Origin of the sequence: Paenibacillus shunpengii (genome assembly GCF_042684905.1) — a bacterium.
GTDB classification, from domain to species: domain Bacteria; phylum Bacillota; class Bacilli; order Paenibacillales; family Paenibacillaceae; genus Paenibacillus; species Paenibacillus shunpengii.
Genome location: NZ_JBHUMJ010000002.1, coordinates 46,957 through 60,577 on the forward strand (window position 1 = coordinate 46,957; position 13,621 = coordinate 60,577).

The 13,621-nt window shown below is 50.3% G+C and carries 15 protein-coding genes; 12 read left to right on the forward strand and 3 right to left on the reverse strand.

From position 1 onward, the window contains the following. Positions 1-51: 51 nt before the first annotated feature. On the reverse strand, positions 52-825 hold the full coding sequence (locus ACFSVM_RS00225) for a DUF1129 family protein (RefSeq protein WP_076312441.1): 774 nt from the start codon (positions 823-825) through the stop codon (positions 52-54). A 409-nt stretch (positions 826-1,234) separates the two neighbouring features. Here ACFSVM_RS00225 and ACFSVM_RS00230 point away from each other — a divergent pair, with 409 nt between their 5' ends. The 3 genes from ACFSVM_RS00230 (at position 1,235) to ACFSVM_RS00240 (ending at position 3,444) form a co-directional block, all read left to right on the forward strand. Then, positions 1,235-1,579 (forward strand): hypothetical protein, encoded by a 345-nt coding sequence (locus ACFSVM_RS00230; RefSeq protein WP_047912809.1) that lies wholly within the window; start codon positions 1,235-1,237, stop codon positions 1,577-1,579. A gap of 147 nt (positions 1,580-1,726) precedes the next feature. Further along, positions 1,727-2,557 carry an alpha/beta hydrolase gene (locus ACFSVM_RS00235; RefSeq protein WP_047912810.1) on the forward strand — a complete coding sequence of 277 codons (831 nt, stop codon included), beginning with the start codon at positions 1,727-1,729 and terminating at the stop codon, positions 2,555-2,557. 110 nt (positions 2,558-2,667) lie between these two features. Further along, positions 2,668-3,444, forward strand: coding sequence for a DODA-type extradiol aromatic ring-opening family dioxygenase (locus ACFSVM_RS00240; protein WP_047912811.1), 777 nt, complete (start codon positions 2,668-2,670; stop codon positions 3,442-3,444). A gap of 93 nt (positions 3,445-3,537) precedes the next feature. Here the strand turns inward: ACFSVM_RS00240 and ACFSVM_RS00245 are convergent, their stop codons facing one another. Next, complete coding sequence (locus tag ACFSVM_RS00245; RefSeq protein WP_047912812.1) at positions 3,538-3,750, reverse strand: hypothetical protein; 213 nt, start codon at positions 3,748-3,750, stop codon at positions 3,538-3,540. Between the two features lie 193 nt (positions 3,751-3,943). Further along, positions 3,944-4,477 (reverse strand): DoxX family protein, encoded by a 534-nt coding sequence (locus ACFSVM_RS00250; protein WP_047912813.1) that lies wholly within the window; start codon positions 4,475-4,477, stop codon positions 3,944-3,946. Positions 4,478-4,834: 357 nt separating this feature from the next. Between ACFSVM_RS00250 and ACFSVM_RS00255 the strand changes: the two genes are divergently transcribed. The 9 genes from ACFSVM_RS00255 to ACFSVM_RS00295 all read left to right on the forward strand — a co-directional run bounded on the left by ACFSVM_RS00255 (position 4,835) and on the right by ACFSVM_RS00295 (position 13,533). Then, positions 4,835-5,914, forward strand: coding sequence for a DUF3048 domain-containing protein (locus tag ACFSVM_RS00255; protein WP_379259758.1), 1,080 nt, complete (start codon positions 4,835-4,837; stop codon positions 5,912-5,914). 258 nt (positions 5,915-6,172) lie between these two features. Next, positions 6,173-7,816: an ABC transporter substrate-binding protein gene (locus ACFSVM_RS00260; protein ID WP_076312439.1), complete on the forward strand. Its 1,644-nt coding sequence runs from the start codon at positions 6,173-6,175 to the stop codon at positions 7,814-7,816. A 12-nt stretch (positions 7,817-7,828) separates the two neighbouring features. Continuing rightward, positions 7,829-8,815 (forward strand): ABC transporter permease, encoded by a 987-nt coding sequence (locus ACFSVM_RS00265; RefSeq protein ID WP_076312659.1) that lies wholly within the window; start codon positions 7,829-7,831, stop codon positions 8,813-8,815. Then, entirely contained in the window at positions 8,812-9,639 is an 828-nt protein-coding gene (locus ACFSVM_RS00270; protein WP_047912816.1) for an ABC transporter permease, read from the forward strand. The genes ACFSVM_RS00265 and ACFSVM_RS00270 overlap by 4 nt, the downstream gene beginning before the upstream one ends. 12 nt (positions 9,640-9,651) lie before the next feature. After that, positions 9,652-10,488: an ATP-binding cassette domain-containing protein gene (locus ACFSVM_RS00275; protein ID WP_379259761.1), complete on the forward strand. Its 837-nt coding sequence runs from the start codon at positions 9,652-9,654 to the stop codon at positions 10,486-10,488. Between the two features lie 66 nt (positions 10,489-10,554). Beyond that, positions 10,555-11,163 (forward strand): ABC transporter ATP-binding protein, encoded by a 609-nt coding sequence (locus ACFSVM_RS00280; protein ID WP_379259763.1) that lies wholly within the window; start codon positions 10,555-10,557, stop codon positions 11,161-11,163. 19 nt (positions 11,164-11,182) lie between these two features. Next, on the forward strand, positions 11,183-11,362 hold the full coding sequence (locus ACFSVM_RS00285; protein WP_047912818.1) for a hypothetical protein: 180 nt from the start codon (positions 11,183-11,185) through the stop codon (positions 11,360-11,362). Positions 11,363-11,431: 69 nt separating this feature from the next. Next, positions 11,432-11,671 carry a hypothetical protein gene (locus ACFSVM_RS00290; RefSeq protein WP_047912819.1) on the forward strand — a complete coding sequence of 80 codons (240 nt, stop codon included), beginning with the start codon at positions 11,432-11,434 and terminating at the stop codon, positions 11,669-11,671. Continuing rightward, positions 11,668-13,533 (forward strand): heavy metal translocating P-type ATPase, encoded by a 1,866-nt coding sequence (locus ACFSVM_RS00295; protein WP_379259766.1) that lies wholly within the window; start codon positions 11,668-11,670, stop codon positions 13,531-13,533. The genes ACFSVM_RS00290 and ACFSVM_RS00295 overlap by 4 nt, the downstream gene beginning before the upstream one ends. Positions 13,534-13,621 lie beyond the last annotated feature (88 nt).

The following is a 13,621-nucleotide window of genomic DNA, read 5'->3' on the forward strand; positions in this document are numbered from 1 at the left end:
ACCCTAGAGCATCCCGCAATGGCTGAGGATTCTCTAGGGTTTATGTATGAATTATTCAGCCCTTCTTTTCCTTCCGAAGATCGGTTTAACGAGCACAAGTCCGATGGCTCCAATAGCGATGAGGGCAATGGCAGACAGCTGAATAGCGGGAAGCATATTGCCGAATATGTAGCCCAGAAGCAAAATGATGACCACGACGATGAGATAATTGATGATGGATTTCAGATTAAATCCAGCGCGTCTCGGTGACCGATGGGTCTCTTCATCCTCCGGTGCATGATTAAAAGAGAGGAGAATCTGAATTAATACAATCGCGCCACCGGCGATGAGGGCTAATGTAAACAGGCTGATACTCGTATAGGGTGATGGATCTTGGCCCGCTAACGAAGTCACCTGCCCGATGAGTCCCATTAGCAGAAATACCATCGATACCGCAGCCCAGGCAATCATGAGATTGAATTTAATTCCTTTGGTATTATCTGTATTTTCATTATTAATCTTATCCGCATCTTTAGCTGAGACGGTGGAGGAGGCTTTCGAATTTGCAGCGGGTGCTGCTCCCAGCGCATATTTATTCTCTTCTTCTTTAATATACTTGTCCGGTTTACCGCCGAATAATTGCTTCAGATTAGTGCCCTTACGTTGTGCTTCTAAGATTTCCTGTCCCATGCGGAGCAGCAGCTCCTCGAGCTCGAGCTCAGGAATGCGCGAGTTCCTGACCTGTTCCTCGATCAGGGCATAGAACTCCCTGGAAGGAGATGTCATCTGACCAATGACCGTAGTTTGCCGATTCCTGATCAGCATGATTTGTTTGCTGCGATTCATTACTTTATTGTCCACTCCTCTGTCCTATATCCGTACATCATATGAATAAAGTATACGGGAGTAAGGTGGAATTAGCAAAGTTAGGTGTAGGCTTATTCTTTATAGAACAGCTGAGTATGATGAACAGCTACATATATTATGGCAGCGATGACGGCAAGACAGAGAAATACACTTCCCAGGTGATGTTCAATCCAGTGGAACATGAGCTTCATGTGATATCTTCCTTTCCTGTAATCTTCGATTGCTGCTTGTTATTATTCCGAATCAGAGCTTGGATTAATCCGTCTCATTAAGTTTTATGAGGCCAATTCAGGGTCAGAGCGGGAGTGTATAGCCAGTTATCTCCTGTCACACACTATGTCGTGTGCTTATCTAAGAGCAGTACGCATATATAAGGAGGGTTTCGATCATGACACAGAACGATGCAACGAGACAGTATCTGTTAAACAGCCAGTCGAGAGGAGTCAAGGATGAGGTTGTGAAGGCAGAACATATTGAAGAAACAACGAGTCGTAATGAGGAATTTGCATGGGCTCATCAAGTGAGCCGTTCTGCAGAGACCCAGCGGGTGAAGGGAACAGCCCAGATCAGTGCTGAGATTGCGAATGTAGCACCCGTCTATCGGACAATAGCGGATACGGAGTTTGGATCAGATGATGAGGGAGTAATACCGCGCGGGGAGACTGAAGCGGAGCCTGTGGAATGGAAGGGCAAATCAGAAACCCATGCGATGTTTCGCCGGAGCTATGAATAGGCCATAGAGAATTCCATGGAGTGGATTGACTTTCGGTAAAGAATGGTGCTACACTATCTTCAACTAATTCACATTAAACTTATCGGAATTAATTGAAATATAGTTTGGTATTCGTTTAGGTGTTACTTTTTACTGGGAGGAAGTCATATGGAACGACAAATTGGCATTAAGCATGGGGAAGAGGAAATAGCAGCAACGATCCATTATCCGGTGGTATCCGAAATCTCAGAAGGCAAGAAGCCGGCACGAGTACCGCTGATCGTTATTTGCCATGGGTTTGTTGGTAATCGTATTGGTGTTGACCGTTTATTTGTCAAAACGGCGAGAGAACTGGCGGAGGACGGGAACCTGGTGCTTCGGTTTGATTATATCGGCTGTGGTGAGAGTACAGGTGAATATGGCGCTGAAGGGCTGCAGTCGATGATAAATCAGACGAAGAGCGTGCTTGACTATGCCCTGGATTGCTGTGATGTCGATCCTCAGCAGGTGACGCTGCTAGGTCACAGTCTCGGAGGAGCTACAGCACTTCATACCGCAGTAAGGGACAAGCGAGTAACCAAGCTTATTCTGTGGTCTGCTGTAGGGTATCCTTTTAATGATATTATAAAAATAACAGGCCGTGACAAATACGACACCTCTGTCAAAGAGGGGGCGGCAGATTATTTAGGCTATCGCTTTACTCCGGCATACTTTGAATCGCTCGCCGATTTCCAGCCGTTTCAGGAGGCGCTCAAATTCTCAGGTGATGTGCTGGTCATTCACGGAACGAGCGATGATACGATCCCGGTCGATTACGCCTTTTTATATCAGAAGGTATTCTGGATGCGCAGCGAGGGTCGCTGTGATAAGGATATTATTTTTCAAGGAGACCATACCTTTTCATCGGGACCGGAACGTGAGCAGCTCATCAAGCGTACCCGTGCGTGGTTAACAGAGCAGCGTAATGCGAGCCAAGACTGGCAGCATTGGATGATCTAATGGAAGAAATAAATGTTTCAGTACTGAATGAATCAACTTTATTTCGTCCACCTCTAGATGTAAAATAAACACATACACCCATTCTACCTGTGTCTGGAGGCTTGGCAGCGATGACGTTACCTGCATTGTTTATTGCGCACGGTTCACCCACCCTCGTCATAGAGGACAACAACTACACAGCGTTCTTGAGAGAGCTTGGTGCCAGCTTACCGGTCCCGAAAGGTATTGCCTTATTCTCCGCTCATTATGATGAGCCGGTGCAGTCACTGTCTGTAGATGAGTTTCATACAACGATGCATGATTTTTACGGATTTCCTAAAGAAATGTACAAGATTGAATATCCTGCCCCGGGCGATCCGGAGCTGTCGATGAGGATTGGCCAATTGATGGCAGCACAGAATCTGCCCTACAAGCTCGTTACAGGAAGAGGACTTGATCACGGTGCCTGGGTCATTCTTCGGCATATGTATCCGGAAGCGAATATTCCGGTCGTCAGCTTGTCTGTCGATTCCATGCGGTCAGAACAGGAGCAATACCGTATCGGCTGTATGCTGGAGCCTTTAAGACACGAGGATATATTAGTGATTGGCAGCGGCGGGCTGGTACATAATTTGAGGAAGCTTAGTCCAGATTCTGAACCCGCAGCGTGGGCTGCCGAGTTTGATGAATGGCTCACATTGAAGCTGGAGGAGTGGAATCTTCGAGACCTGTATGATTACGAGAAAAAAGCCCCGAATGCCCAAGATGCGGTCCCTTCTTATGCTTCCGAGCATTTTGCACCCTTATTCTATGCGATGGGAGCAGCAGACAAGGAACGCAGAGCACAGAAGCGGTTTCAAGCCTATCAGTACGGCAGTTTGAGTCTGAATTGCTGGCAATTCGGTTAACTTATAACGAAGTTAAAGGCATTCCCTAATGGAAGAGACGATCTTCCCCCAGGGGATGCCTTTTATTGTTTATATACGAGCAACCGGCAGGTCCTAAGATTTAAGCTCGAAGAACTCACAGTCCTGCCGCTGATGATAGGCAATATCGCTGACACTGGATTGAATGACAATGGTCATCTCATCATAGCGGATAATAACACCGCCGGAGTCGATCTGCTGGTTATCTTTAAAAACGCGAATGCGTCTTTTGCGAGTCATGGCTTCTTCAAAGTCAAGGTTGGTAATTAAACGGCGATTCGTAGCCAAGGGGTTGTCACACCTCCATCGTGGATTAAATGCCCATACAAGCGGGCCGTGAAGAGAGTATACCACGGAAGCGTGCCGGTATGAACGGTTATAGCAAAAAGCAGGTCCCCGATAAACCTGCTCCCCATGTTTTTTCGATGGAGGAAGATTTGTCGGGCGGCCTGCCCTGTTTCTATATCATCTATTTCGAGGCTTAGGTGTGCTGCGTCTTCGTGTTCACTTTTGCCACCGGGTCCTTACGATGTCTAAACTTGTTGTACATTCCGCGGATATAAGGGATCACCCAGTGATCGAGACCAATCTTAGCCGCATTGTATCCAGCGACAACGATGAAGATCTGCAGAAGTACCAGCTGTGCATTCGTGCTCACCGTTCCCGAGAAGAGGAACGCAAAGTTCATGACCATCGCCATCACTGCAGCCAAGGTAGTGAAGCATCCAAGCAAGAGGCCTACACCGACCAAGAATTCACCGAGCGGTACGAGGAAGTTAAACAATTCTACGTTTGGAAGGGCAAAGCCTTCAAGAAATGCACCCCACCAGCCCTGAACTGTAGCACCCTCACCTGTCGATTTCTCGATTGCTCCTGTCAGGAATCCTGTAGCATCAAAGCCTCCGCCCGTCAGCTTCTGCCAGCCGTGAGTCATCCAGTCATATCCGAGATATACCCGAAGTACGGTCAGCAGCCACATTGCAACCTTGTTTTCTCTCAGCCATGTTGTAAACATATAAACCACTCCATCCTTTTTTTGTGAGGAATCGTAGGATTCCCCTTGTCTGAAGATCATTCGTTAATATCAAGATAGATTGAGCGATAGAAGTTAATGCCTTTATCTTTGTACACTCTTTTGCTCGTTCTATCTATAAAAGTGATCACTCTTTTGATGTCTTTATCTTAAAACATATCCCATCGTATGTTTGTGATAAAAATCACAATATATCAAAAAAAACGCCTATTTCCATGAATCTCATCAGATCTGTGCAATTTCTCGCAGGAAATCAAAGACATTTCGCTCGAATTTGTGATTAAATGGTAGAAAAGCATGCTGCTACTTTCCCTGATGATGAAGGAGGAACACACTTACGTGCAGATCGTAGAAAAATGGAAGCCCTCATTATACATCTTATTCTTACTCATCCTGCTTACAACCGCTTGCTCATCCAATAGCACCCCGGAAGCTGAGCCGTCAGAGCCGGTAGTGGAGACGCCGGGGCCCGCTGAGGAGTTGACAGAAGAGCCCGAAGCCGAGCCCGAGCCTGAGCTGGCTTATGCTGCTCCGTTAACAGGTATTCGCTCTGCAGAGCCTGTCGATGAAAGACCTCTTGCGGTAATGATCAATAATGCCCCGGCAGCAAGACCCCAATCCGGGCTTAGTCAAGCCGATCATATATATGAAGTGCTGGCTGAGGGGGGCATTACCCGGCTGATTGCGATCTTCCAGAGCGGAGGAGCTGCCGAAACGTTAGGTCCAATCCGCAGCATTCGCCCTTACCTCATTGAGCTTGGCGAGAGCTATGGAGGTATACTGGCACATGCGGGAGGAAGCCCGGCTGCCTACTCGATACTGCAAAATGAGGGGAAGCCATATCTCGATGAAATCTCGAATGGAGGACCTTATTATTTCCGCAGCAGTGACCGCAAAGCACCGCACAATCTGTATTCTTCTGTCGATCAGCTGCGAGAAGGCGCAGAGAACCGAGGATACTCACTAGAGAACAACGCACCCGTATATTCGTATTTGGAGCAAGGAGCGGAGGTAAGCGGAGAAGCAGTCCGTTCATTTGATATTTATTATCTGAACGACAGCTATACCGTAAGCTACGAATACGACAGTACTAGGCAGCAATATTTAAGAAGCGTGAATGGTACTGAGGATTTGGATGCAAATGATGGAACACGCTTAGCTGCTTCAAATATTGTTGTGCTGTCGACCTCACATCGGGTGCTGGATGATGTAGGCAGACTCGCCCTTGATCTGTCATCCGGCGGTGAAGCGATGCTGTTCCAGCAGGGCCAGCTGATCCGTGCAGAGTGGATGAAATCCTCAGGGGACATCATTCGGTTCTATAAGGACGAGAAGGAGCTGCCGCTCGTTCCGGGAAAAAGCTTCTTCAGCATTGTGCCCGATACTCCTGCACTTGAAGAGCATATTAAGTTACATTAACCACATAGCCAGATCATCATCGCTTATCTAAGCCATGATGATCTGGCTATTTTTTTGTGTATCCACATAAATACCAGGTCCAGAAACGTACACCAAGCTAATCATGACAATGTCAAAGAGAGAAGAAAGTTGAATGATTTTATTGAAAAATAAAGAATTTTACATTTCCTTTACCGTGAGGTAACAGACAGATCGCATAGCAGTGGTAAAATTGTCGAAGTTCATTTTATGTTGTTCATAGAGAGGAAGCGGGGGAGTATGAAGTTAAGAGGCCGTTCCATTCAACTGGCGGTTTTGGCTTTTGCGGTAATTGCTGCAGCAGGCTGTTCTGCACAGCCGGTCAAGAAGGAGACAGGAAGTGAGCTTCAAGCCTCTGCATCGACAGCGGACAAGTCAGCAGGGAAGGAAGAACTGATACTTGCCGTCGGAGGTGAGCCGGATACAGGATTTGACCCAACGACAGGCTGGGGCCGGTATGGTTCGCCCTTGTTCCAGAGCACACTGCTCAAACGTAACAGTGAGATGGAGATCGTAAGTGATCTGGCTGCAAGCTATGAGACAAGTACGGACGGGCTCATCTGGACCGTCAAGCTGAGAGAGGATGCCCGGTTCAGCGACGGAGAGGCGCTGACGGCGGATGATGTTGTGTTTACATATGAAACAGCGAAGGATAGCAGCTCCGTAGTTGATCTCACCAATCTAGATTCTGTAATGGCCATGGATGACTATACGGTGGAGCTCACGCTCAAGCAGCCGCAATCAACCTTCGTCTATGTTCTGGCGACACTCGGCATCGTGCCCGAACATGCCTATGGGGATAACTACGCGCAGAACCCCGTTGGCTCGGGTCCGTTCAAGTTTGTCCAGTGGGATAAAGGGCAGCAGCTGATCGTCGAGCGAAACGAACTATATTATGGTGAGAAGCCCAGCTTCTCCAAGCTGACCTTCCTGTTCCTGGAGGAGGATGCTGCCTTTGCGGCAGCAAAAGCAGGTACGGTTGACGCTGCATTTGTGACCCCGGCATTCAGCACACAGCAAATTCCAGGGATGAAGCTCGAATCCTTGCAGTCCGTTGACAACCGGGGCATTATGTTCCCGTATGTGCCAGAGGAAGGCCGTACAACAGAAGAGGGCTACCCGATCGGCAATGATGTTACTGCGGATATTTCGATTCGAAAGGCGATAAATGTCGGCATTGACCGCGATGCGCTCGTAGAAGGGATTTTGGAAGGAGAAGGAACACCAGCCTATTCCATCAGCGACAACCTGCCATGGTGGAATTCGGATACCGTATTCGAGGATGGCAGTATTGAGCAGGCGAAGGACATATTGGCTGAAGGTGGATGGGAGGATTCCAATGGAGATGGAACCGTGGACAAGAATGGTATTGAAGCGGAATTTACGCTGATCTACTCCTCTGGTGATTCTACCAGACAGTCCCTTGCCATCGCAGCCGCCGACATGGTCAAGCCATTGGGAATCCGCATTACAGTAGAAGGGAAGAGCTGGGACGAGATTGATAAGCTGATGTTCTCAAATGCTGTATTGTTAGGGTTCGGAAGCAATGATCCGCTCGAAATGTACAATGTGTACAGCAGCCAATTTGCTGGAATGGAATATTATAACCCGGGTTATTACAACAACCCGCAGGTTGATGAGTATATGGAAGCCGCGCTTGCTGCTGCGGACGAAGATGAAGCAATGGAGCTGTGGAAAAAAGCACAGTGGGACGGCACGACCGGCCTCAGCACATCGGGTGACGCACCATGGGCCTGGCTCGTCAACCTGAACCATCTATATCTCGTGAACGAGAAGCTGGATATTGGGGAGCAGCAGATTCACCCGCATGGTCACGGCTGGCCGATTACGGCCAATATTGAAGAATGGGAATGGAAGGAATAGCTGATGGCCGTGATGACCGTTACCGTTAAATTTGTGGCACGGCAGTTCTTCAAGCTTATTCTCTTGCTTGCTGCCGTTAGCGTCATTACCTTCATATTAATCAGCAATACACCGATTGATCCGACGCAGGCTTATATCGGAGCAGATATGCTCCGTGTAAGCCCAGAGCAGCGTGCAGCGATATCCGAATACTGGGGGCTGAATGATCCGCCTGTAGAGCGGTTTCTAGCATGGGGCAATGCGCTGGTACAAGGCGACTTCGGGACTTCAATGATTCACCGCGAACCTGTATTGGATGTCATTGCAGATCGATTCAAGAGCTCTCTCGTGCTTATGCTTGCAGCCTGGGTGCTGTCGGGATTGATCGGGTTTGCCGCCGGAGTACTGGCAGCGATGAAGCAGGGAACCTGGATTGACCGCATCATCAAGTGGTACTGCTATGGCCTGTCATCCACACCGACGTTCTGGGCGGGTCTGCTGCTGCTCATTCTGTTTACGGTATGGATTCCTGTCTTTCCGGTGGGTCTGGGTGTTCCAGCAGGGGTTGAAGCGGCAGAGGTTACCTGGCTGGACCGGGTGCGTCATATGATCCTGCCAGCACTCACGCTCAGCATTGTAGGAATATCCAATATTGCTCTGCATACCCGAGAGAAGCTGGTCGAGGTGCTGGATAGCGAATATGTACTGTTTGCGAAGGCAAGAGGCGAAGCCGGCTTCATCCTGTTCCGCCGGCATGGACTTCGCAACATCCTCCTGCCCGCAGTGACGCTGCAGTTCGCTTCCTTCAGCGAGCTGTTTGGTGGTGCCGTATTGGTCGAACAGGTATTTTCTTACCCCGGACTGGGACAAGCAACGGTGGAGGCGAGCACGCGCGGCGACGTTCCGCTATTGATGGGCATTGTGCTGTTCAGTACGCTGTTTGTTTTCACAGGTAATCTCCTATCAGAGCTTGTATACCGCTGGATTGACCCTCGAATCAGGGAGGGACAATCGCTATGATGACCACGCTTAATCGCAGAACGAGAACGGTGATCTATTCAGTCATTGCGATCGTTCTGCTAGTTATTCCGGTACTGCTTGCACTCTTGCAGAGCAGCTCCATGTTAGATACTCATTTGACTGAGCGGAACCAGGCACCATCTCTTGCACATCCGTTCGGAACAGACTGGCTGGGACGTGATATGCTCGCCAGAACGATGAAAGGACTTGTTCTCAGTCTTGGTGTCGGCCTGACAGCAGCTCTGGCAAGTGGGATCATTGCGGCTGTACTTGGACTGATGGCAGCTAGCCTTGGCAGAACCGTCGACCGAATCATTACATGGCTGATTGACCTGTTCCTGAGTGTACCGCATCTGGTTCTGCTTATATTGCTCGCATTTGTCATGGGCGGCGGCGTCAAGGGAGTCATTATTGCGGTAGGACTGACGCATTGGCCGAGCCTTGCCCGTTTGATTCGTGCAGAAATAATGTATTTGAAAACGAGCGAGTTCGTGCTTATATCCGAGCAGATGGGCAGGTCCAAATGGTGGATTGCGACGAGGCATCTGCTGCCTCATCTGCTCCCCCAGTTTATTGTTGGGACACTCCTGCTGTTCCCGCACGCGATTCTGCATGAGGCCTCTATAACCTTCCTCGGCATGGGGTTGTCACCGCATCAGCCGGCAATCGGCATCATTTTGTCGGAATCGATGAGGTATTTGTCCACAGGCATGTGGTGGCTGGCATTCTTCCCGGGACTATGCCTGCTTATTGTCGTACGTGCGTTTGATGTGCTGGCCGAGAATTTGCATGCGCTGATCAGTCCGCATCGTTCACAGGAGTAGAAGGGAGAGCCTATGACAACATCTTTATTGGAAATCCACGATTTAAATATTTCGTTTACCCGATATGACAAGGGACTCAGGCAGATGGATATGCCCATGATCCGTAATCTTTCCATGACCATTGATCCAGGTGAAATTGTAGCGGTCGTTGGAGCCAGCGGTTCAGGTAAAAGCCTGCTGGCCCACGCTATACTAGGAATTTTACCAAGAAACGCTAAATGGAATGGAAGTCTCACCTTCGATGGACAGTCCCTTACTCCAAAGCTGATTAAGAAGCTGAGAGGCAGAGAAATCGCAATTGTGCCACAATCTGTTGACTTCCTTGATCCACTGATGAGAGTTGGCATGCAGGTCAGACAAGCTGTGCGGGTTGGAGATCCTGTCGAGGAGCAAATCAAAGCCTTTCGAAAAATGCGGCTTGGTCCGAAGGCGGCGAAGCGCTACCCGTTTCAGCTGTCGGGCGGGATGGCCCGGCGTGTGCTTGTATCCATTGCATCGGTCAGCGGCGCCAGACTGCTCATTGCTGATGAGCCTACGCCGGGACTCGATGAGGGGGTTGTACAGGAGACGCTGAATATGTTCAGGCAGTTTGCGGATGCCGGCACAGCTGTTGTGTTTATAACACATGATTTGGAAGCGGCTTTGTCCATTGCGGACCGGGTTGCCGTGTTCTATTCCGGGACGGTACTTGAAATGGCGGAGGCTGCTGATTTTACTGGGAAGGGCGAGCGTCTTCGTCACCCGTATACACAGGCATTATGGCGAGCGCTGCCTCAGAACGATTTTGCCGTGCCGGAGGAAATTGACTATGCCATGGCAGCCGCAGCAAGAGAAGAGCAGCTGATCTGATTCACTGCCAGGGCAGTGTTAAACGCAGAAGATACGAACATAACCCGAGGGTAGGGAGATAAGCTCATGATGCTTGAAGCTCACAACATAAGCAAGCGGTATGGCAGGGAGCAGTGGCTGTTCCGGGAAGCAAATGTCCAGGTGAAACAAGGGGAGGCTGTAGGATTGCTAGGCCCCAGCGGCTGTGGGAAGTCCACTTTATGCCGAATTATGTCAGGCTATGACAAGGAGTTTGAGGGCAAGGTTCTGCTGGACGGAAGACCGTTGCCAAGCACTGGCTACAGACCAATCCAGCTCATATTCCAGCATCCAGAACGTGCGGTTAATCCTCGCTGGAAGGTGGGCCGGATATTAAGTGAAGGCTGGCAGCCCGACGAGGAGCTGCTTGCAGCGCTCGATATCCATCCAGCTTGGCTGGAGAGGTGGCCGGCGGAGCTCTCCGGAGGGGAGCTGCAGCGAATCTGCATTGCTCGTGCTTTGGCTCCGCAGACCCGGTTTTTCATAGCAGATGAGATGACAACGATGCTGGATGCCATTACGCAGGCACGAATATGGAAGGCGGTGCTTGGCTTGGCAGAACAGCGGAAGATGGGGCTTGTCATTGTCAGCCATGACCGTCATCTTCTGAATCGGATCTGTACTCGGGTGATAGATTTTACAACCTATCAAAAATAAGAATTGGCGGTGAGCTGAGATGAAGAAATGGATAAGAATAGCTGCACTTATCGCAGCTTATACCCTCTTGGCCGGACACACCTCCTGTGAAGACATCAAGCCGCGTCCGGGCCAGACGGTGAAGCCGGATGAATCCGCTGCCATGGAAGGGAACGGATCACTGACTACAGCGCAGCATGAGATTCAGCCTGAACTTTAGTCTTGGTTAGAGGGAGCTGGCATGGTACAGCAGCCCTTCCAAGTATAAATAGAGGAGTGTGTCTATACGATGGAAGTCGTTATGCATGAAGGCTATCACGGAATATTGACCCGGCATCATCATAACCGGAATCGGAACAGCAGGACCGGAGGCCCTGACCCGGACGAGGAAGACAGCTATGAATCCCAGGATTCGGAGCAGCGTCAGCTGAGTAAAGAGCGTGCAAATACCCGTCATAAGCTCATTTCGGCATGTGTAGTTATCGCCGGCTTAACGGCCTACGTCATTTGGGAGTTTAGTCAATTATGAATACAGTGCAGCTGAGGAACGCGTATATTTGGTTTCTGCCGCTGGCTGTCGGGCTCGCCTTACTCGTCTCTTATATTCCGATGCTGGACGAAGTCGCGGGATTTCCCCCCGCATTCTATGCCATGCTGCTTGGAGGCGGGGTTATCGCATACCGCGCCCTTCTGGCTGTATTGGATACACACAGGCTGACTGCAGGCACTCTGGTCGTTATTACGATGGCAGGCTGTGCCTACCTCGGGTTTTACAAGGCTGCCGCACTTGTGGCACTGATGATGCTTGTGGGTGAGCTGCTTGAGGAAATTACACTGTACCGGACCCGGCAGTCTTTCGAGGAGCTGCTGGCACTTGTGCCGGAGGAAGCCTCCGTATGGCGAGACGGATCATGGATGCGGGTGTCTACCTCGGAGCTTGCTCCGGGTGACCGCGTGCTGGTAAGGCCGGGAGAACGTATACCTGCCGATGGGACCGTGACGAGAGGCAAGGCTTCCATCAGCGAAGCTGCTCTGACGGGAGAACCGATGCCACAGGACAAGGCCGCAGGCAGCCAAGTATACCAGGGGACCGTTGCTGAGTTTGGCTCAATTGAGATGACCGTGGCAAAAACCGGAGAAGAAACAACGATGGGCCGAATTATTGCCTCTGTGCTGGATGCACAGGAAACGAAGGGCCCCATGCAAAGGCTTGCCGACCGGATTGCCGGTTATTTTACACCGATAATTCTCGGAACTGCTGCAGTTACCTGGCTGTTCACGGACGATCTTGTACGTACGATGACCGTGCTGGTTATTGCCTGTCCATGTGCACTTGTACTCGCTACGCCTACCGCTGTGGTTGCCAGTGTGGGCAACGTTGCCAAGCGGGGTGTGCTCGTAAAAGGCGGGCGTGCTATGGAGGCACTCTCCCGGGTTAATCTGGTTTGCTTCGACAAGACCGGAACGCTTACGGAGGGCAAGCCCGTGCTGAAGCAGATCAAGTCATTTGGAAGCATGACGGAAGCAGAGCTGCTATGCTGCGTGGAAGGGGCAGAGCGATATTCCGAGCATCCGATCGGTCTCGCGATCAGGGAATATGCGGAGGAACGTGAGCTCAGGATTGCCGAAGAGCCGAGGGACTTCAAGCAGGAAATCGGCATGGGTGTCAGTGCAGTCGTGTCGGGCAAGCGGGTTAGGGTGGGGAATGAACGTCTCGTAGAGCAGTGGACGGGCAGCGCTGCAGACGCGGAGGCGGCTGTGCAGTTTCTGGCGGAGCATCAGCATGAGACAGCCCTCCTCATTATAGTAGAAGAAGAATTGGCGGGAGGTCTCATCATTGGAGATCAAGTGCGGGATGAGGCGGATCAAGCACTTGCCCATATTCGAAAGCTTGGCGTTTCAAGGATTGTGCTTCTGACCGGAGACAGTGAAGGAGCCGCCGCATCGTTACAGCGGGAGCTGAAGCTGGATGATGTTCATACAAGACTGCTTCCGCACGACAAGCTGGCTGTTATTCGCCGCTATCAGCGAGAGGGCTACGTTGTAGCCATGGTAGGTGAAGGCATTAATGATGCGCCCGCCCTGGCCGCAGCCGATGTAGGGATTGCGATGGGAGCGGCAGGGACCGATCTGGCGATTCAGTCGTCACAGGTGGCCTTGATGGGCGACCGGCTTGAGAAGCTGCCTGAGGTCATGCGAATCAGCCGTTCAACGATGTTTATCGTAAGGCAGAACATCTGGATCTTTGCCGTGGCGTTTAATGTCATTGGTATCCTGCTTGCAGCGTCAGGATGGATTGACCCGGTTATGGGTGCAGCCATTCATAATGTTGCGTCACTATTCGTAGTGATGAATTCGGCAAGATTGATCCGCAAGAAAGCCGGGTTTTAAGTATAATTCAATATGCATATTAGGAGCCTGAGGCTTGAATTTATGGTTTAGTTATAACCGGAATTCAAGCTGAGGCTTTTTTTGTTGT